General features: G+C 74.5%; 15 protein-coding genes. 7 read left to right on the forward strand and 8 right to left on the reverse strand.

The window, feature by feature from the left end; translation table 11 throughout:
- Positions 1 to 218 precede the first annotated feature (218 nt).
- The gene (locus AB0O91_RS12920; protein WP_363431113.1) at positions 219 to 1040 is read left to right on the forward strand and encodes an SDR family NAD(P)-dependent oxidoreductase; all 822 of its coding nucleotides are present in this window, start codon (positions 219 to 221) and stop codon (positions 1038 to 1040) included.
- A 250-nt stretch (positions 1041 to 1290) separates the two neighbouring features.
- Here the strand turns inward: AB0O91_RS12920 and AB0O91_RS12925 are convergent, their stop codons facing one another.
- From AB0O91_RS12925 to AB0O91_RS12940, 4 genes are all read right to left on the reverse strand, one after another.
- On the reverse strand, positions 1291 to 2136 hold the full coding sequence (locus AB0O91_RS12925; RefSeq protein WP_363431116.1) for an SAM-dependent methyltransferase: 846 nt from the start codon (positions 2134 to 2136) through the stop codon (positions 1291 to 1293).
- 225 nt (positions 2137 to 2361) lie between these two features.
- On the reverse strand, positions 2362 to 2856 hold the full coding sequence (locus tag AB0O91_RS12930; protein ID WP_363431118.1) for a nuclear transport factor 2 family protein: 495 nt from the start codon (positions 2854 to 2856) through the stop codon (positions 2362 to 2364).
- Between the two features lie 76 nt (positions 2857 to 2932).
- Complete coding sequence (locus AB0O91_RS12935; protein ID WP_363431121.1) at positions 2933 to 4303, reverse strand: hypothetical protein; 1371 nt, start codon at positions 4301 to 4303, stop codon at positions 2933 to 2935.
- A gap of 130 nt (positions 4304 to 4433) precedes the next feature.
- A complete protein-coding gene (locus AB0O91_RS12940) occupies positions 4434 to 6176 on the reverse strand; it encodes a PucR family transcriptional regulator ligand-binding domain-containing protein (protein ID WP_363431124.1) in 1743 nt (580 codons plus the stop codon).
- Positions 6177 to 6373: 197 nt separating this feature from the next.
- Between AB0O91_RS12940 and AB0O91_RS12945 the strand changes: the two genes are divergently transcribed.
- The 4 genes from AB0O91_RS12945 (at position 6374) to AB0O91_RS12960 (ending at position 10426) form a co-directional block, all read left to right on the forward strand.
- A complete protein-coding gene (locus tag AB0O91_RS12945; RefSeq protein WP_363431126.1) occupies positions 6374 to 7441 on the forward strand; it encodes an ABC transporter ATP-binding protein in 1068 nt (355 codons plus the stop codon).
- A 59-nt stretch (positions 7442 to 7500) separates the two neighbouring features.
- Positions 7501 to 8703 (forward strand): ABC transporter substrate-binding protein, encoded by a 1203-nt coding sequence (locus tag AB0O91_RS12950; RefSeq protein WP_363431128.1) that lies wholly within the window; start codon positions 7501 to 7503, stop codon positions 8701 to 8703.
- Between the two features lie 111 nt (positions 8704 to 8814).
- Positions 8815 to 9600 carry an ABC transporter permease gene (locus tag AB0O91_RS12955; protein ID WP_363431168.1) on the forward strand — a complete coding sequence of 262 codons (786 nt, stop codon included), beginning with the start codon at positions 8815 to 8817 and terminating at the stop codon, positions 9598 to 9600.
- Between the two features lie 13 nt (positions 9601 to 9613).
- Positions 9614 to 10426, forward strand: a complete 813-nt coding sequence (locus AB0O91_RS12960; RefSeq protein WP_363431130.1) for an ABC transporter permease — start codon at positions 9614 to 9616, stop codon at positions 10424 to 10426.
- Positions 10427 to 10493: 67 nt separating this feature from the next.
- On the opposite strand, the gene AB0O91_RS12965 is transcribed toward AB0O91_RS12960, so the two are convergent.
- Positions 10494 to 12128, reverse strand: a complete 1635-nt coding sequence (locus AB0O91_RS12965) for an ABC-F family ATP-binding cassette domain-containing protein (RefSeq protein WP_363431132.1) — start codon at positions 12126 to 12128, stop codon at positions 10494 to 10496.
- Positions 12129 to 12380: 252 nt separating this feature from the next.
- A complete protein-coding gene (locus AB0O91_RS12970; protein ID WP_363431135.1) occupies positions 12381 to 13448 on the reverse strand; it encodes an alpha/beta hydrolase in 1068 nt (355 codons plus the stop codon).
- Positions 13449 to 13625: 177 nt separating this feature from the next.
- Between AB0O91_RS12970 and AB0O91_RS12975 the strand changes: the two genes are divergently transcribed.
- A complete protein-coding gene (locus AB0O91_RS12975) occupies positions 13626 to 14177 on the forward strand; it encodes an ABATE domain-containing protein (RefSeq protein ID WP_363431138.1) in 552 nt (183 codons plus the stop codon).
- Positions 14178 to 14297: 120 nt separating this feature from the next.
- Here AB0O91_RS12975 and AB0O91_RS12980 read toward each other — a convergent pair whose 3' ends face one another.
- Positions 14298 to 14729: an organic hydroperoxide resistance protein gene (locus AB0O91_RS12980; RefSeq protein ID WP_363431139.1), complete on the reverse strand. Its 432-nt coding sequence runs from the start codon at positions 14727 to 14729 to the stop codon at positions 14298 to 14300.
- A 238-nt stretch (positions 14730 to 14967) separates the two neighbouring features.
- On the opposite strand from AB0O91_RS12980, the gene AB0O91_RS12985 reads away from it, so the two are divergent.
- On the forward strand, positions 14968 to 16410 hold the full coding sequence (locus tag AB0O91_RS12985) for an aldehyde dehydrogenase (protein ID WP_363431142.1): 1443 nt from the start codon (positions 14968 to 14970) through the stop codon (positions 16408 to 16410).
- 79 nt (positions 16411 to 16489) lie between these two features.
- On the opposite strand, the gene AB0O91_RS12990 is transcribed toward AB0O91_RS12985, so the two are convergent.
- Positions 16490 to 18505 (reverse strand): tetratricopeptide repeat protein, encoded by a 2016-nt coding sequence (locus tag AB0O91_RS12990; RefSeq protein WP_363431144.1) that lies wholly within the window; start codon positions 18503 to 18505, stop codon positions 16490 to 16492.
- Between the last annotated feature and the right edge of the window lie 146 nt (positions 18506 to 18651).

Below are 18651 nucleotides of genomic sequence, written 5' to 3' on the forward strand. Positions count from 1 at the left end.
CCGGTGGGCCCGGGCGCGGTGCCGGGGCGGGGGTCCGTTGTGGGGGGGCCCGTGCCTACCCCCGCCGCCCCCCCCCCCCCCCGGGGGGGGGGGGGGGGGGGGGGGCCCGCGGCTCCCTCGCAGTACCTCCCTTCTCGCACCGGCGGCCCCGGGGCGGGCGGCTCCGCGCCGTCCCGTACCCGCACCCCGCCGGTGCCCCGTACACCCTTGGATGGGTCATGTCCGACGCTGTTCTGTCCGCCCGAACCGCCCTCGTCACCGGTGCCTCCTCCGGCATCGGTTGGGACACCGCCCGGCTGCTCGCCGGGCTGGGCGCGACCGTCCTGGTACACGCCAGGACCACCGCCGAGGCCGAGAGCGCCGTCGAGCGGCTGGTCGCCGCGGGCGCCCGCCGTGACCAACTCGTCGAACTGGCAGCCGACTTCAGCAAGCTGACCGAGGTCGCGGTGCTGGCCGGCACGGTCGTCAAGCACTATCCGTCGCTGGACCTGCTGGTGAACAACGCCGCCGTGATGGCGCCCGAGCGCTGCACCCTCACCGACGACGGCAACGAGCTCTCGCTCCAGGTCAACTTCCTCGCCGCGCACCTGCTGGCGAAGCTGCTGCGGGCCCCGCTCTCGGCGGCCGGCGGAGCCCGGATCGTCAACGTCTCCTCCTCGCTGCACCGCACCGCGTCGATGAACTGGTCGGACCCGCACCGGATGAAGCGGTACTCGCGGGTCGCCGCGTACGCCCAGTCGCAGCTCGCGCTCACCATGGCCACCGCCGAGATGGCCCCGGCCGGCTCCGGCATCACCGCCGTCAGCCTCAACCCCGGCCTGTGCGACACCGCGCTGCTGCCGCTGTACGGGCGGGTCGGCGCGCCGGCCGCCGAGGGCGCGGCCGCCGTGGTCCGGCTCTGCCTGCCCGACGTCGAGGTCGCCAACGGCGCCTACTACGACGGCGGCGTGACCGCGCCGACCGCCCTGGCCGCCCAGGAGGAGCGCTCGCAGAAGCGCCTGGCCAAGCTGGCCGACCAGTTGGTGGGCCAGGCCGCCTGAACGTCCCCCTCCCGACACACCGACGACACCGCGAAGGAACGGCAGCCATGTCCAAGCGAGCCCGCAAGAAGAAGGCCCGGCGGAAGAAGAAGGCCAACCACGGCCGCAAGGCCGGGCAGTGACCCGCTAGACCCACCCGGTGCCGCCTTCCACCGGCACCGGGTGCACCCCGCCCCAGGGCGCAGCCGCTCCTCGTCGTCCAGCGGCCGCCCCACCGCGAGCGGTGTGCGGACCGCGGGCGACCGGTGGGTCAGGGCTTGCGCGCCAGGCCGCAGGAGATCAGCCGCTCCCACACCGTCAGGTCGACCTCGTCGGCCACCGGTCGGGCGTCCCCGGCCGCAGACGCGGCGTCACCGGCGCCGGGGCGCCACAACGGGCAGGGCACCAGGCCCGGTTCGAGCAGTTCGAGGTCGCCGAACAGGGCGAGGATCTCCTCGTCGGTGCGCCAGTGGCCGCGGCCGAAACTGCTCTGCAGCTTCTGCTCGGCGAGCCGGACGGCCTCGTCCGCACCGGGATTCGGCGCCGAGCGGAAGTGGGAGAGGTAGACCAGGCTGCCCGGGGGCAGCCGGTCCGCCCACCAGCGCACCAGGTCGGCGGGCCGGTCGGCGTCGTTGAAGTGGTGCAGGATGGCGCTGAAGAGCAGGCCCACCGGCCGGTCGAAGTCGATCAGGCGCCGGACGTCCGGGTGGTCGTGGACCGTCTGCGGCTCGCCGAGGTCCGCCTCGATCAGCGCGGTGCGCTCGTCGGCGTCCAGCAGGGCCCGCCCGTGGGTGAGGACGGTCGGGTCGTTGTCGACGTAGACCACGTGGGTGGCGGGGTCGTGCCGCTGGGCGACCTGGTGCACGTTGTCGGCGGTCGGCAGCCCGCTGCCCAGATCGATGAACTGGCGGATGCCCTCGTCGGACATGGCGCCGACGGCACGCACCAGGGCCCGGCGGTTGATGAGGGCCATCACGGACGAGCCGGGGAGGTCCCGGATGAAGTAGTCGCCGATCTCGCGGTCGACCGGGAAGTTCTCCCGGCCGCCGAGCAGGTAGTCGTAGACCCGGGCGATGCTGGGCTTCGACTCGTCGATACCGCTGTTCTGTTCGGTCATGGTGCACCCAGCCGCTCTCTGCGCCGTTCTCCGCCGTCCGTTGTGGCCCCGATGCTAGGAGAGCCGTCCCGGTCGCAGGGCCCACCGACGGGCGGTGTCGCGGGGAAGGCACGGGGCGTGCGCGGCATCCGACCCGCGCACGCCCCGACCACACGCGCTGGGCCCGGCGGGCGCCGGTCCCGTGGCCCGGGGTCAGCCCTTCGGGTTCGGACCGGTGGCCCGAGGTCAGGCGCCCGGGTTCGGACCGGTGAAGGGCGTGCCGGACGAGGCCGTCCAGTCGGCGTCGCCGGGCAGGACGCCGAGCTGCTGGAGGACGGAGGTGCGGTCGTACGCGTCCACCGACCGGGCGATCCGCCCGTCCTCGGCGAACTCCAGCAGGCTCATCAGGTGGAGCGAGAAGCGCTTCCCCCGGCTGGACTCCGGCAGGCAGAGGAACGGCTCCCGGACGGTCGCGCTGTAGTGCACCTGGGCCACCGCGTGGCCCGGGCCGACCAGCACGCCCAGGCTGACCGACCGGATGTCGGCGAAGAGCTCCCCGGCCCGGCTGAAGTACTCGCTCAGCTCCCGGTGGCCCCGGTAGGTGTGGTCGAAGGCCCTGTCCACGATCACGGCGTCCTCGGTGTAGTACGCCAGGGCGTCGGTGGGGGCCGTGGGGGAGTCCCACATGGTCACCCAGCGCTCGACGAAGGCCTTCCGCTCGTCCGGGTCGACGTCGGTCATCAGGATCGTTCCTTTCCACGGGAAGTGAAGGGTGGACGGGCCGTGCCCGGGCCGCCAGGCCCGCCGAGGCCGGGGGTCACCGGTGCCGCAGCACCGAGGCGACGACCCGCGGCCGGGCGAGTTCCGCCGGGGAGCCGGTCAGGCTGACGGCGTTCCAGACGGCGGCGGCGACCCGGGCGTCCTCGGCCGCGGCGCGCATGGTGGCCCGGAAGGCCCGTGCCAGCAGCCCGGCCACCACGGGGTGGGTGCCCGGGACCTGCGGCATGGAGCGGTCGGCCATGGTGGAGAACAGCCACGGGAGCCGCACGGCCCGGGCGGCCGCCCGGTAGAAGCGCCGCGGCAGGCCCGGCAGGCCGTTGTCGAGGCAGTCACGCAGCGCCCTCGCCTCCAGGGCCGCGACCGCCATGCCCGCCCCGTAGATCGGGTTGAGGCTGCACAGCGCGTCCCCGGTGGAGACCAGCCCGTCGGGGAGCCGGCGGAGCCGGTGGAAGTCCCGCCGGACGGAGGCCGGGTACCGGTACGACGAGATCCCGGTGATCGGTTCGGCGGCCCGGAGCGCGTTCGACGCCCCGGCGCCCAGCAGTTCCCCGGCGAAGTCGAGGAACCGTTCCGGCGAGACCGGCGGGTGGTCGTCCTTGCCGAAGCCGTAGAGGGAGAGCACCCAGGCGTCGCCCTCCTGCCGGGTGAGGACCGCGCCGCGCGGGCGGTCCTGGGTCGCCCCGATCAGCACGCCCTTGGCCGGCCCCAGGGCGCCCGGGGGCACCCGGTACCGGCAACTGGCGTAGGCGACGTCGACGGTCAGGCGGGCCGTGGCGGGCTCCTGGCAGCCCAGCGCCCTGAGCCAGGCCGCGCCCCGGCCCGCCCGGCCCATCGCGTCCACGACGAGGTCCGCCTCGACCGCCTCTTCGGCGCCGGATCCGCCCGGCCGGGCCAGGCGGACCCCGCGGACCCCGGTCGGGCCGTCCGGCCCGGCCGGGCCGGCGCCGATCGGCGCGGTGGCCTCCAGCCCCGGGCGCAGTCCGACGCCGGGCAGCGCCCGGACCCGTTCGCGCAGCCGGTCCTCCAGGAAGGGCCTGCTCACCTGGAGCACCCGGCCGAGCGGTACCTGCCGCAGGCGCGAACCGAAGAACACGATGTCGAGCTCGTCCAGGGCCCCGGCCAGCGTGCCGCCCCCGGCCGCCAGTTCGTCGGTGAACCCCGGGAAGAACTCCTCCAGGACCTCCGCGCCGCCCGGCGTCAGCGAGTGGACGTGCGCCCCCTGCGGAACCCCGTGCCGGACGCCCGAGGGCATCGGGAGGACGTCCCGCTCGACCACGGTGACCTGCTCGAAGTGCTCGGAGAGCGCCCGGGCGGCGCACAGTCCGCCGATGCCCGCGCCGAGCACGATCGCGTGGCCCGCCTTCGGCCGGCCCGCCCTCGGGTGGCTGCGGCTTCGCCCTGGATGCACGGTCGGCTCCGATCGGTTGCTGGCTGCCGTCGAGCGGGAGCCCCCAGGCTCGCACCCGGCTGCCGGGCCGCACCACCACGGCCTCACCCGTTCGGGTGATAGCGGTGGACCGGGCTCACCCGATCGGCCGTCAGTCGGCGTGCGGGAGCGCCGGTTGGCGCTCGGGGTAGACGGCGAGCAGGGCCAGCCAGAGCTGGAAGCGGTCCTGCAGGGACTGCAACGAGCGGCCGGTGAGCCGCTCGATCTGGTCCAGCCGGTAGCGGACGGTGTTGCGGTGGACGTACAGCCGCTCCGCGACCGCCTGCACCGAGCAGTCCGCGGCCAGGTAGGCGTGCAGGGTGGCGACCAGGTCGGCGCGGTTGGCCCGGTCGAACCCGGTGAGCGGGCGCAGCACCTCGGCGGCCAGCTCCTTCAGCGGGAGGTCGGGGGCGGACAGCAGCAGCCGCGACAGGTTCAGCGGGTCGCCGCCGTGCACCCCGGGGCCCTTGGTGAGCGCCGCCTGCGCCTCGAACCAGCTCCGGCGCAGCCCGTCGACACCCCGGTAGCAGCCGCCGACGCCGACCGCGGCCCGGGCGTTCGGACCGGACAGCGCGGCGCCGAACCGTCGGGCGGGCTCCTCCACCGGGGCGGACTGCGGGAGCACGGCCACCAGGTAGCGGTCCACGACGGCGGTGAGCACCGGTTCGGGGGAGTCCGGCCCGCCGGCGGCCTGCCAGCAGAGCCGGGCCAGCCGCTGGTCCGCCGCCGGGCCGCCGTCCGGCCGTCCGCCCCCGGCCCGCTCCTCCGGGGGTCCGTCCGGCGGCGCGGGCCGGCCCAGCACCACCCGGTGGGCGCTCCGGACGTCGAGCCCGAAGGCGGCGAGCCGGCGCTCGGCGGTGGCCGGCGCGATCACGTCCCGCACGACGTCCTCGACCACCTGGCCGACCAGCTCCCGCCGCCCGGCCAGGTACGCCTGACGGCGGGCCAGTTCCAGGCCGACCAGCCGCACCGCGTACGGGAGCACCTCCGGGAGCGCGTCCGGCGCCGTGCGGTCCGGTGCCGTGCCGTCCGCTGCCGTGCGGTCCGGTGCGGTGCCGTCCGGGCGCAGGCAGAGGAACGCCACGGTCGTCCCGTCGACCCGGACCGGCAGCCGGAGCGGTCCCGCCCGGTCCGGCGCGGCCCCGACCGGCCGCCCGCCGGCTCCCTGCTCGCCGGGCCGCCACGCGCCGGCTCCCCGTTCCCCGGCTCCGCGTTCCCCGGGCCCCCGCGCGTCGGCCTCCCGTTCTCCGGCCTCCCGGTCGCCGCCCGCCGGCTCCCCGGGCCGCAGCGCGCGGAGCAGCACGGAGCGCTCCGGCACCGCGGCGAGGACCACCCCGTGCCGGTCCACCACGGCGACCTCGGAGCCGCAGACGCGCCGCAGCACGCGCAGCAGCGCGGTCAGTCCCTCGCCGCTCGACAGCGCCTGCACCAGTAGGTCGTGCTGGTCGACCAGCCGCCGCTGCGCGCTGTGGTCCTCGGCCGTGACGCGCTCGGCGACCAGCCGGTTCACCGCGATGAACGGTGTCTCGTACGGGACTTCCAGCACCGCCAGGCCGAGCCGCTCGGCCTCGGCGACGGTCGCCCTCGGCACGGTGGGGTGGCTCAGCCCGGTGCCGAAGCCGATCCCCGACGCCCCGGCGGCCGCCACCCGCCGGACGAAGGCGGTCTGGGTGTCGGCGGTCCGCTGCCGCAGGCCGGTGGTGAGCAGCAGCTCGCCACCCGTCATCCACTCGGTCGGATCGGCGAGTTCGGTCACCGCGACCCAGCGCACCACCCGCTCGACCGCGGCCGTGTCGGTGCACAGTCGCAGGCCGAGGCCCTCTTCCCGAAGCAGATCGCGCAGCGTCACCGGCATGCGCCGGACTGTAGCGCCGCACAATGCGGACACGGAAGACCGTGCAGGCGTCCATAGCCGGACCGGGGGATTTCTTCCTAGGGTTCCGAGCGAACCGATCGTGATCACCGAACCGGCCGTGCGGGCCGGCCCGATCGTTCCCCCCCGATCCACCCCCGTCCCGCACCCGCTGCCACCGACCAGAAGGGCCACCGGAGTTGAAGAGCGACGACCGTCCACCCCGCCCGGATCCGGCACCCGGTGCGGTCCGGCTCGAAGGGCTGGCGAAGACCTTCGACGGCGGCCGGGTCCGGGCGGTCGACGGCGTGGACCTGGAGATCGGCGAGGGCGAGTTCTTCTCGATGCTCGGCCCGTCCGGCTCCGGGAAGACCACCGTGCTGCGCATGATCGCGGGCTTCGAGGAGCCGAGCTCCGGCCGGATCCTGCTCGGCGGCGCCGACGTCACCGGGCGCCCGCCGTTCGACCGGGACGTCAACACGGTGTTCCAGGACTACGCGCTGTTCCCGCACATGACGGTCGAACAGAACGTCGGCTACGGCCTGATGGTCCGTCGGGTGCCCAGGGCCGAACGGGCCGAACGGGTCCGGGCCGCGCTCGCGATGGTCCGGCTGGACGGCTTCGAACGCCGCCGCCCGGCCCAGCTCTCCGGCGGCCAGCGCCAACGGGTCGCGCTGGCCCGGGCGTTGGTGAACCGCCCGCGGGTGCTGCTGCTGGACGAGCCGCTCGGCGCGCTGGACCTCAAGCTCCGGCACGAGATGCAGGTGGAGCTCAAGCAGATCCAGCGCGAGGTCGGGATCACCTTCGTGTTCGTCACCCACGACCAGGACGAGGCGCTGACCATGAGCGACCGGGTGGCGGTGTTCAACGCGGGCCGGATCGAGCAGGTCGGCTCGCCCGCCGACGTGTACGAGCGCCCGGCCACCGCCTTCGTGGCCGGCTTCGTCGGCACCTCCAACCTGTTGGAGGGCCCGGCCGCCGAACAGGTGGTCGGCGAGGCCGGGCAGTTCAGCGTGCGCCCGGAGAAGATCCGGATAGCGCACCCGGACGACCCGGCCGGGCCCGACGAGCTCTCCGCCACCGGCCGGGTGGCCGAGGTCGTCTACGCGGGCGGCCACACCCGCTTCCTGGTGGACCTGGCGGCCGGCGGGCGGCTGACCGCCGTCCGGCAGAACCTCGACGAGGGCTCGGCCGACGTGCTGCGCCACCGCGGCACCGACGTGGTGCTGGCCTGGCAGCGCAAGCACACCGTCCGGGTCGGCTCCTGACGCACCACCCACCCCCGCACCACGGCACCCCTACTCCCCTCCGCAAAGGAACAGCTCCCATGCACCTCCCCAAGCTCGCCCGCACCGCGGCCGCCGCCACCGCCGCCGCCCTGCTCGCCGCGGGGTGCGGCAGCAGTGGTGGCACGACCGGCACGGCCGGCGGCCACGGCCTGAACCCGCCGAAGCTGCCGATGCTCCAGTCCCTGGGCGCCGGCGAGGGCCAGGTGAACCTGGTCGCCTGGGCCGGCTACACCGAGGACGGCTCGGACGACAAGTCCGTGGACTGGATCCACCCCTTCGAGCAGCAGACCGGCTGCAAGGTCAACGCGAAGACCGCCGGCACCTCGGACGAGATGGTCTCGCTGATGAAGACCGGCCAGTACGACGCCGTCTCGGCCTCCGGCGACGCCACCCTGCGGCTGATCGCGGCCGGGGACGTCGCGCCCGTCAACACCGCGCTGGTGCAGAACTACGCGGACGTCTTCGACGGGCTGAAGAACCAGCCGTGGAACTCGGTGAACGGCCAGATGTACGGCATCCCGCACGGCCGCGGCGCCAACCTGCTGATGTACCGCACCGACAAGGTCACGCCGGCGCCCGACTCCTGGCGGGTGGTCTTCGACGGCGCCGCCGCCTACGCCGGTCACGTCACCGCCTACGACTCGCCGATCTCCATCGCCGACGCCGCGCTCTACCTGATGAGGACCAAGCCGGAGCTGGGCATCAAGAACCCGTACGCCCTGGACGGAACCCAACTCAAGGCGGCCGTCGACCTGTTGAAGCTCCAGCACAAGTCGATCGGCGAGTACTGGAGCGACTTCCAGAAGGCGGAGAACTCCTTCAAGACGGGCGACACCGTGGTCGGCACCAGCTGGCAGGTGATCGCCAACATGGCGCAGGCCGACAAGGCGCCGGTCCAGGCGGTGCTGCCCAAGGAGGGCGCGACCGGCTGGTCGGACACCTGGATGGTGTCGGCGAAGGCCGCCCACCCCAACTGCGCCTACCAGTGGATGAACTGGATCGTCTCGCCGAAGGCCAACGCCCAGGTCGCCCAGTGGTTCGGCGAGGCGCCGGCCAACTCCAAGGCCTGCGACCAGACCACGGACCGGAACTTCTGCACCACCTTCCACGCCACCGACGAGGCCTACTGGAAGGACGTCTACTACTGGACCACCCCGGTCAAGAGCTGCCTGGACGGCCGCACCACGGCCTGCACCGACTACGCCGCCTGGACCGCCGCCTGGACCGAGATCAAGGGCTGACCGGTGGCGATCGATGCGGCCGCCCCGCCGCGACGGGGCGGCGTCCGGCGGGCGGCCGCCGTCCTGCACCGGCACGGCGGGCTGCGGCTGGCGCTGCTGCTGTCCGCGCCGATGGCCTGGCTGGCGCTCGCCTACCTGGGCTCGCTGGCCGTGCTGCTGATATCGGCCTTCTGGGCGGTCGACGACTTCACCTACGACGTCGTCCGGGTCTGGAACACCGCCAACTTCCACACCGTGCTCACCGAGCCGGTCTACCGGACGATCGCCCTGCGCACCCTCGGCATCGCCGCCGCCGTCACCGTGATCGACGCCGTGGTGGCCTTCCCGATGGCGTTCTACATGGCCCGGATCGCCCGGCCGCGCACCCGCCGGCTGCTGGTGGTCGCGGTGCTCACCCCGCTCTGGGCCAGCTACCTGGTCAAGGCGTACGCCTGGCGGGTCATCCTCGGCCAGGGCGGCGTGCTCGACTGGGCGGGCGGGCCGTTCGGGCTCTCCAGCCCCGGGTACGGCACGACGGCGGTGATCGTGGTGCTCGCCTACCTCTGGCTGCCGTACATGATCCTGCCGGTGTACGCCGGGCTGGAGAACCTGCCGGCCAACCTGCTGGACGCCTCGGCCGACCTGGGCGCCTCCGCCGGGCGGACCTTCCGCTCGGTGGTCCTCCCGCAGGTGCTGCCCGCGGTGTTCGCCGGATCGGTGTTCACCTTCTCGCTGAGCCTGGGCGACTACATCACCGTGCGGCTCGTCGGCGGCAAGACGCAGGTGCTGGGCACCGCGATCGCCGACAACGTGACGCTCAACCTGCCGCTGGCGGCCGCGCTGTCCTGCGTGCCGGTGCTGCTGATCGTCGGCTACCTGCTCGCCGTGCGCCGCACCGGCGCCCTGGACTCCCTCTAGGAGGTCGGAACCCGTGATCCTCTCCCGCCGCGCCCGGACCGTCCTGCGCGCGGTCATGGCCGCCGGCCTCGCCGTGGTGTACCTGCCGCTGCTGCTGGTGCTGCTCAACTCGCTGAACCGGGACCGCTCCTTCGCCTGGCCGCCGACCGGGCTGACCACCGAGTGGTGGGTCCGGGCCTGGGAGTCCGAGGGGGCCCGCAGCGCCGTGGTCACCTCGCTCCAGGCGGGGGCGGGGGCGACCCTGGTCGCCCTGGTGCTCGGCACCATGACGGCCTTCGCCGTGCAGCGCCACCGGTTCTTCGGCCGGCAGACGGTGTCCTTCCTGGTGATCCTGCCGATCGCGCTGCCCGGCATCGTCACCGGCATCGCGCTCAACGCCGCGTTCCGCACCGTGCTGGGCCCGGCGGGCGTCGGCTTCGGGCTGCTCACCGTGGTCATCGGGCACGCCACCTTCTGCATCGTGGTGGTCTTCAACAACGTCGTGGCCCGGCTGCGCCGGATGTCCCCGTCGGCGGAGGAGGCCTCGGCCGACCTCGGCGCGCACAGCTTCCAGACCTTCCGGTACGTCACCCTCCCGGCGGTCCGGTCGGCCCTGCTGGCGGGGGCGCTGCTGGCGTTCGCGCTCTCCTTCGACGAGATCGTGGTGACCACCTTCACCGCCGGGCCCGGGGTCCGGACGCTGCCGCTCTGGATCTACGACAACCTGGCGCGGCCCAACCAGGCGCCGGTGGTCAACGTGGTGGCGGCGGTCCTGGTGCTGCTCTCGGTCGTCCCGGTGTACCTGGCCCAGCGGTTGTCCGCCGACGTGCACGGAGGTCGGCTCTAGCGGGCGGTGCGGCGCAGGACGGACGGACATGCCCGGCGCCCCGACCGTCGGTCGGGGCGCCGGGGGCTCACCCGACCGGGGGACCGGTCTCCACCAGCCCGCCGTCCGTCAGCCGCAGCCAGCGGTCGACGCCGATCCCGGCCAGGAAGCGCTCGTCGTGACTGACCACCAGGAACGCCCCCTGGTAGGAGTTCAGCGCGCCTTCGAGCTGCCCGACGCTGACCAGGTCCAGGTTGTTCGTCGGCTCGTCCAGGAGCAGCAGGTGGGGTGCGGGCTCGGCGCACAGCACACAGGCCAGCGTGGCGCGCAGCCGCTCCCCGCCGGACAGCGCCCGGACCGGCAGGTGGGCCCGGGCGCCGCGGAACAGGAAGCGGGCGAGCAGGTTCATCCGCTCGGCCTCCGGGCGCTCCGGCGCGGCGGCGGCGAAGTTCTCCGCGACGGTGCGGTCCTGGTCCAGCAGGTCCAGCCGCTGGGAGAGGTAGGCCACCCGGCCGTCGGCGCGCCTGACCTGCCCGCCGTCCGGGGCGAGGTCGCCGACGAGCAGCCGCAGCAGGGTCGTCTTCCCGGCCCCGTTGGCGCCGGACAGGGCGATCCGCTCCGGGCCCCGGACGGTCAGGTCGACCCCCTCGCCGGCGAACAGCGGGCTGCCGTCGCGCAGCACCTGGAGCCGCTCGCCGAGGAAGAGGTCCCGCCCGCTGGGCACCCTGGTCCCGGTGAGGTCCAGGGTGAGCCGCTGTTCGTCCCGCACGGCGCGCCCCGCCTCGTCGAGCCTGGCCCGCGCCTCGTCGACCCGGGCGGCGTGCACCTGCCCGGAGCGCCCGGCGGACTCCTGGGCGCCGCGCTTCATGTTCCCGGCGAAGATCCGCGGCAGCCCGGCGCTCTTGAGGTTGCGGGCGGCGTTCCCGGCCCGGCGCTCGGCGCGCTCGCGGGCCTGCTGCAGCTCGCGCTTCTCCCGCTTCAGGTCCTGTTCGGCACTGCGGACGTTCTTCTCCGCGACCTCCCGCTCGGCCTGCACGGCCTGCTCGTACGCCGTGAAGTCGCCTCCGTAGAGGCGCAGTTCGTGGGTGTCGAGCTCGGCGATCCGGTCCATCCGGTCGAGCAGGGCGCGGTCGTGGCTGACCACCAGCAGGCAGCCGGTGAAGTCCTCCAGGGCGTCGTGGAGGCGGTGCCGGGCCTCGATGTCGAGGTTGTTGGTGGGCTCGTCGAGCAGCAGCACGTCCGGCCGCCTGAGCAACTGGGCGGCGAGGCCCAGTCGGACGATCTGCCCGCCGCTGAGGGTGCCCAGCCCCCGGTCGAGCCGCAGCCCGCCGAGGCCCAGGCGTTCGAGCTGGGCGAGGCTGCGCTCCTCGATGTCCCAGTCGTCGCCGATGGTGGTGAAGTGCTCCTCGGCGACGTCCCCGGACTCCACGGCGTCGATCGCCCGGATCACCTCGGCGACGCCGAGCACCTCGCCGACCGTGAGACCGTCCGTCAACGGGAGGTCCTGCGGGAGGTATCCGGCCGTGCCGCCGATCGTCACCGACCCGGCGGACGGGCGCAGTTGACCGGCGATCAGCTTGAGCAGGGTGCTCTTGCCGGAGCCGTTGGGGGCGACCAGGCCGGTGCGGCCGGCGCCGACGGCGAAGGAGAGGTCCTGGAAGACGGGGGTGTCGTCGGGCCAGGAGAAGGACAGCTGGGAGCAGACGATGGACGCGAAAGACATAGGAATACCCGGGAGTTGAGCGGGCGGAGACGAGTCCGGCCCGAAGAGACAGGGGGACTGGGTGCGACGAATCGGACCGCTGCACTGGGTGCCCTGCACCCGCAACGGTCGTCAAGCCCGGGATTCACCCGGAGATGTCGTCGTCACCCGCCATGTCTGCTGCACTCCTCGAAAAGGGGTAGGTCGATCGTCAGCGTAGCAGTCCGCTTTCCCCGGGGCCTCCCCTTTACCGGCGGGCGGCCCCGGGGGAGTTCAGCGGAGGCGGTCGGCGTCGACGACGGCCTGGGCGAAGGCGGTGGGCGCCTCCTGCGGGAGGTTGTGGCCGACGCCGGGCAGTGCCCGGTGCTCGTACGGGCCGGTGAACATGGCGCGGTAGGAGGAGCCGTCGCCGGGGGCCGGGGTGAACGGGTCCAGGGCCGGGTCGAGGGTGATCGTGGGCACGCCGACGGTCGGCCGGCGGGCCAGCAGGTGCTCGTCGTGGTCGTAGCGGCGCTCGCCGTCGGCGATGCTCAGCCGCCAGCGGTAGTTGTGGATCACGATCGCGGCGTAGTCGGGGTTGTCGAAGGCGGCCGCGGTGCGCTCGAAGGCGGCGTCGTCGAACTGCCAGGTGGGCGAGACGGTCCGCCAGACGAACCGGGTCAGTTCGTGCCGCAGCTCCCGGTCGTGCATGGCCCGTTCGCCCCGCTCGGTGGCGAAGTAGAACTGGTACCACCAGGTGTGCTCGGCGGCCGGGGCGAGCGGGATCCGCTGGGCGTCCCGGTCGGTGACCAGGTAACCGCCCACCGACACCAGGGCCTTGACCCGCTCGGGCCACAGCGCCGCCAGGATGTCGCCGGTCCGCGCGCCCCAGTCGAACCCGGCGACCACCGCGCGGTCGATCCGGAGCGCGTCCAGCAGGGCGAGGACGTCCCGGGCGATGGCCGCCTGCTGCCCGTTGCGCGGGGTCCGCGACGACCGGAAGCGGGTGCTGCCGTGGCCGCGCAGATAGGGGACGACCACCCGGTAGCCGAGGTCGGCGAGCAGCGGGGCGACGTCGGTGAAGCTGTGGATGTCGTACGGCCAGCCGTGCAGGCAGAGCACCACCGGCCCGTCGGCGGGGCCGAGTTCGGCGTAGCCGACGTCCAGCAGCCCGGCGGTGACCTGCTTCAGCACCGGGAAGGCGGTCCGGGTGCCGGGGGTGACGGTGGGCACGACCGGCGCCGGGCCGGGGCGCGCCGGTGCGGGGGCGGCCCCGGCGGCCCCGGACAGGCCGGTCAGCGAGAGGGCGGCGGCACCGGCGCCGATGCCGAGGGTCCTGTGGAAGCCACGCCTGTCGATCATGAGTCTGCCCTCCGGGAGGTGCGGGGTCCGGTTCGGGAACGGGACCGCGTGGGATGTTACTGGTCTGGACAGTGATGGAGACGGCGGCGCGGCGCGCGGATCCGCGCGGAGGACGCCGTGGGGGAGCGGGGAGTCCGGGGCATTGCGCCGGGGCCGGTGACTGGTCAGTATGGTGACGTGATGCACGCCTTCCCCTGCGGGACCCTGCCCCTCGACTTCGTCGGCACGCTGCGCGCCCGGCGCAACGCCGCGCCGCTGGAGAAGCTCTCCTCCCCCGAGCAGTTGGACGCCTGGTTCGTGGAGTCCGGCATGCTCGACGGCGGGCCCGGCGCGGACGGGACCGACCTGGACATCGCGGTCGACCTGCGGGAGGCGATCTACGCGCTGGTCGCCGCCCGGCTCGCTGGGCAGCCGATGCCCGCCCGGGCGATCGCCGAGCTGAACCGGCACGCGGCCGGGCTGCCGGTGACGCTGCGCCTCCAGGCCGTCGGCGCGACCCGGACGGGATCCGTCTCCCAGGGCCTCGCCGCGCTGGCCCGGGAGGCCGTCGGGATCCTCGGCGGCGACGACGCCGCCCTGCTCCGGGAGTGCGCCCGGCCGGAGTGCACCCAGGTCTACCTGGACCGTTCGCGCGGGCACCGGCGCGAGTGGTGCGCCATGCGGACCTGCGGGAACCGGGTCAAGGCCGCCAGCTACCGGGCGCGCCAGCACGGCGGCGCCGAGGGCTGAGGCCCTGACCCGGCGAACCCGGCGAGTTCCCCCGCCTCCGCCCCCGCCTCGGACGCCACTGCGGCGGACGGGGCGGGGGTTCGGCGTTCCCGGGGGCGCGGCTCCGCGACGTGCGCACGCTCAGCCGGCGAGCGCGGTGGCCCTGACCGTCACCGGGATGTTGCCCCGGGTCGCCTTGGAGTACGGGCAGATCCGGTGTGCGGCCTCGCCGAGCGCGGTGGCCGTCTCCTGGTCCACACCGCCGAGTTCGAGGGTGAGGACGGCGCTCAGGCCGAACTCCCCGTCGTCGCCGTGGGTGAGGGTCGTCTCGACCGCCACGGAGGTGCTGCTGAGCCGGACCTTGCGCTCGGCGGCGGCGCGGCGGACGGCGCCCAGGAGGCACGCCCCCCAGCCGGCGGCGAACAGCTGCTCCGGGTTGGTGGCCCCACCGGCGCCGCCCAGCTCCTTGGGGATGGCGAGGGAGAGGGTGAGGCTGCCGTCGCTGGAGGCCACGTGCCCGCCGTTCCGGCCCTCGCCCGTCACGATGACCGTGCCGGTGTAACTGACTGCCATGGCTGTGCCTCCTGGTGAGTAACCGTCCGATGAGCCGCCGTCGGCATCACCGGTCTAACTGGTGACGAGTATTGGCAGCCCTCTCGGCCGGGTCAAGCCGGCGATGGTCAATGATCAGGTTTTCGGCCGTACTTCACCGATTACCAGCCAGGAATGCCCCATGGGCGTAACCGTATGGACGGGTTACCCCGGAAGACGGCAGACTCGTTCGGGAGAGAAGGACCGAAGAAGGAGAACCGTGATCGTCTACGACCGCCTCTACCTCGCGGGCAGCTGGACCACCCCGAGCAGCGCCGAACTGCTCGACATCCGCTCCCCGCACGACGGCACCTCGATCGGCCGTGCCGCCCAGGCCCGCCCGGCGGACGTGGACCGCGCGGTGGCCGCCGCCCGGGCCGCGTTCGACGAGGGCGGCTGGCGGCGGACCCCACCGTCGGAGCGGGTCGCGGTGCTGCGCCGCTTCAACACGCTGCGCGAGCAGAACGCGGAGCGGATCGCCGAGCTGATCGCCACCGAGAACGGCTCGGCGGCCTGGTTCACCCGGGCCGGCCAGGCCGGCCTGACCCGCCAGGCCAACGCCTACCTGAAGGCCGCCGAGGAGTTCGACTGGGAACGGACGCTCACCCCCTCCGACCCGGACTCCCCGGTGCGCAGCGTGGTGCGCCGGGAGGCGATCGGCGTCGTGGCGGCCGTGATCCCGTGGAACTCGCCGTTCTCCTCGGCGACGTCGAAGATCCTCCCGGCGCTGCTCGCGGGCAACTCGGTGGTGCTCAAGGCCTCCCCGGAGAACTCGCTGAGCATGGGCCTGCTCGCCGAACTGCTGGCGGAGACCGGGCTGCCCGCGGGGGTGGTCAGCATCCTGCCCGCCGACCGCGACACCAGCGAGTACCTGGTCTCCCACCCCGACGTGGACAAGATCGCTTTCACCGGCTCCACCCGGGCCGGCCGGCGGATCGCGGCGATCGCCGGGGAGCAGCTCAAGCGGGTCAGCCTCGAACTGGGCGGCAAGTCCGCGGCCGTCCTGCTGCCCGACGCCGACCTCACCCGGGCGGTACCGGGGCTGAAGTTCTCCTCGCTGCTCAACAACGGCGAGTCCTGCATCGCCCAGACCCGGATCCTGGCCCCGCGCAGCCGCTACGAGGAGGTGGTCGCCGGGCTCAAGGAGCTCGTCGAGTCCCTCACGGTCGGGGACCCGGCCGACCCGGAGACCTTCGTCGGCCCGATGATCCGCCGTGACCAGCAGGAGCAGGTCCGCCGCTACATCACGCTCGGCATCGAGGAGGGCGCCCGGCTGGTCACCGGCGGCCCGCACGTCCCGGCGGGCCTGGAACGCGGCAACTACGTCACCCCGACGCTGTTCGCCGACGTCGACAACGCGATGCGGATCGCCCAGGAGGAGATCTTCGGCCCGGTCCTGGTGGTGATCCCCTACGAGGACGAGGACGACGCCGTCCGGATCGCCAACGACTCCGAGTACGGCCTGTCCGGCGGAGTCTGGTCGGCCGACGAGGGCCGCGCCCTGGCGGTCGCCCGCCGGCTGCGCACCGGCACCGTCACCGTCAACGGGGCCCCGGTCGGGTTCGACGGCCCGTTCGGCGGCTTCAAGGCCAGCGGCATCGGCCGCGAGTACGGCGCCGTCGGCCTCGGCACGTACACCGAGTACCAGACCATCACCCTCTGACGCCCCGTGACTCCCCGCTGTCGGGGAGCGGACGGGCGGGCCCGGGACCGGCGCGCCGCCGCCGGTCCGGGGTCCACGGTCAGTGCGGGGTGCAGGCGGCCCGTTCCCGGAGCAGTTCGGCGCGCAGTTCGGGGTCCGGGCCGGGGTCGGCGGCGAGGGCGCGGGTGAAGTCCTCGGCGGCGGCGGCCGGGTCGCCGAGCAGGCGGCGGGCCAGGCCCCGGTTGTAGAGGGCGACGGGGTCGGGGTCGAGGGCGATGGCGCGGTCCAGGTCGGCGACGGCGCCGGGGGTGTCGCCGCGCTCGAAGCGGACGGCGGCCCGGTTGACCCAGGCCGTCGGCAGCTCGGGGGCGTGCTCGACGGCCCGGGTGAGCAGGGCCTCGGCCTCGGGGAGGAGGCCGCGTTCGGACGCGATCAGGCCGAGCACGCAGAGCAGGTGGGGCTGCTCCGGGGACAGCTCCAGGCCGGCCCGGGCGTCGCGTTCGGCGAGGTCGAGCGCGCCGTCGTCCAGGTGCAGGCCGGCCCGGTTGACCAGGGCGTCGACGTGGTCGGGGGCGATCCGCAGGGCCCGGTCGAGGTCGGCCAGCGCCGCCTCCGGCCGGCCCAGGTCGGTGTGGGTCTCGGCCCGGTTGTAGTAGGCCTCGGGGAGGTGCGGGCCGAGGCGGATCGCGGTGCCGTAGTCGGCGATCGCGTCGTCCGGGCGTCCGGCGGCGCGGTGCAGGGCGGCCCGGTCGACGTAGTACTCCGCGTTCTGCGGGTCCTGGCCGATCACCGTGTCGAGGTCGGCCAGGGCGCGGTCCGGCCGGCCGAGCGCGAGGTGCAGCTGGGCCCGGTTGTGCACCAACCGGGCGCGGTCCTGGGGGCGTTCGCCGGGGGCCAGGGTCTCGGTGAGCCGTGCGAGGCCGTCCTCGACCGTTCGCAGCGCCGCCGCGTGGTCGCCGGCCCGGCTGTCCAGCAGGGCCAGGCCCTGGCGGTGGAAGACGGTGGTGACGGCGCGTTCGCGCGGGTCCTCCAGCCGCCCGGCGAGGTCGAGCGCGCGCTCCAGCCAGGTGCGGGCGGCAGCGAGGTCCCGGAGGGGTTCCGGCAGGTGGCGGGCGTGGAGCATGGCGGTGGAGTAGGCCGCGGACAGGTGGATCCTCGGCTCGTCGGTGACGCTGCGGGCGTGGTCGTAGAGCGCGAGCGCCTCGGCCGGGCGGTCCAGGGCGGTGAGCGCGGTGGCCAGCATCGTGGTGAAGGCCCACCAGTTCCGGGTGTCCCCGGTCGGGGCGACCAGTGGCAGCCCGCGGCCGGCCAGCCGGACGGCGTGCTCGTAGCAGCCGCCGTGCAGGGCCTGGTCCAGCGCGGTGCGCAGCGCCTCGACGCCGTCGGTGGCCGGGCGGGTGCCGCGTTCGCGGTGGTAGGGGATCGCGCCCTGCTGCCAGGACCACTCGCCGGTCGCGGCCAGGGCGTCGGCGCGCCGGTCGTGCCAGGCGGGAGTGCGCTCCTCGCCGTCGTCGGGGTCCTCGTCGGCGTCCTTGTCGGTGTCCGCCGTGACGTCCCCGGCGGTCGGCCCGGCCGGGGTGACGGTGCCGGGGACGGCGCATTCGGCGACGGTCGCGGCGAGCGCGGCGGGCAGGGCGGCGCCACCCACGTACAGCCGCAGCCGGGCGGGGTCGAGGCGGCGCAGCAGGGTGTCGACCAGTTCGACGGTGGTGGCGTCGGCCTGGTCCACCCGGTCGAGCAGGACGGCGGTCGGCGCGGGCTGCCCGGCCGCCCAGGCGGCGACGAACTCGGCCACCCCGTAGGCGAGGTGGCGGGTGCGCCGGGCCGGGTGGAACCTGATCTGGACGTCCGCGACGTCCAGCGCCGCGACCGCCTCGGTGGCCCAGGCCATCGCCGGACGCAGGTCCCGGACCGTGCAGAGCAGTTCGACCTGGTGCCGGGCCACGAGCGGGGAGCGCCCCTGGGCCAGGACGAGGCGGCGGACGAACTCGCCGACCCCGCCGTACGGGCCGCGCTGCCAGACGCGGCAGTCGAACGAGCCGATGAGCCCCTCGGCTCCGGCGGCCGCCGCGCGCCGGTCCCGGGGCAGCGGCGCCTCCAGCCAGACGTGTCGCATGCCCGACCCCTTCCCTCCTCGCGGCGACGTGCCCACGGCGGGCCGTCGTTCCCCGAGTTCCGGCAACTGCGCACCGAGCAGGGGCTCTGCCCGTACCGGCTCCCGCACGGGGCGCCGGCCTACCTCGCGGTCCGGTACCAGGACGT

The sequence above is a fragment of the Kitasatospora sp. NPDC089797 genome, assembly GCF_040684795.1.
Taxonomy (GTDB): domain Bacteria; phylum Actinomycetota; class Actinomycetes; order Streptomycetales; family Streptomycetaceae; genus Kitasatospora.

Coding starts and splice junctions, on each gene's coding strand:
- AB0O91_RS12920 (WP_363431113.1), top strand. CDS start 219: ATGTCCGACGCTGTTCTGTCCGCCCGAACCGCCCTCGTCACCGGTGCC.
- AB0O91_RS12925 (WP_363431116.1), bottom strand. CDS start 2,136: ATGACCGAACAGAACAGCGGTATCGACGAGTCGAAGCCCAGCATCGCC.
- AB0O91_RS12930 (WP_363431118.1), bottom strand. CDS start 2,856: ATGACCGACGTCGACCCGGACGAGCGGAAGGCCTTCGTCGAGCGCTGG.
- AB0O91_RS12940 (WP_363431124.1), bottom strand. CDS start 6,176: ATGCCGGTGACGCTGCGCGATCTGCTTCGGGAAGAGGGCCTCGGCCTG.
- AB0O91_RS12950 (WP_363431128.1), top strand. CDS start 7,501: ATGCACCTCCCCAAGCTCGCCCGCACCGCGGCCGCCGCCACCGCCGCC.
- AB0O91_RS12955 (WP_363431168.1), top strand. CDS start 8,815: ATGGCCTGGCTGGCGCTCGCCTACCTGGGCTCGCTGGCCGTGCTGCTG.
- AB0O91_RS12965 (WP_363431132.1), bottom strand. CDS start 12,128: ATGTCTTTCGCGTCCATCGTCTGCTCCCAGCTGTCCTTCTCCTGGCCC.
- AB0O91_RS12970 (WP_363431135.1), bottom strand. CDS start 13,448: ATGATCGACAGGCGTGGCTTCCACAGGACCCTCGGCATCGGCGCCGGT.
- AB0O91_RS12980 (WP_363431139.1), bottom strand. CDS start 14,729: ATGGCAGTCAGTTACACCGGCACGGTCATCGTGACGGGCGAGGGCCGG.
- AB0O91_RS12990 (WP_363431144.1), bottom strand. CDS start 18,505: ATGCGACACGTCTGGCTGGAGGCGCCGCTGCCCCGGGACCGGCGCGCG.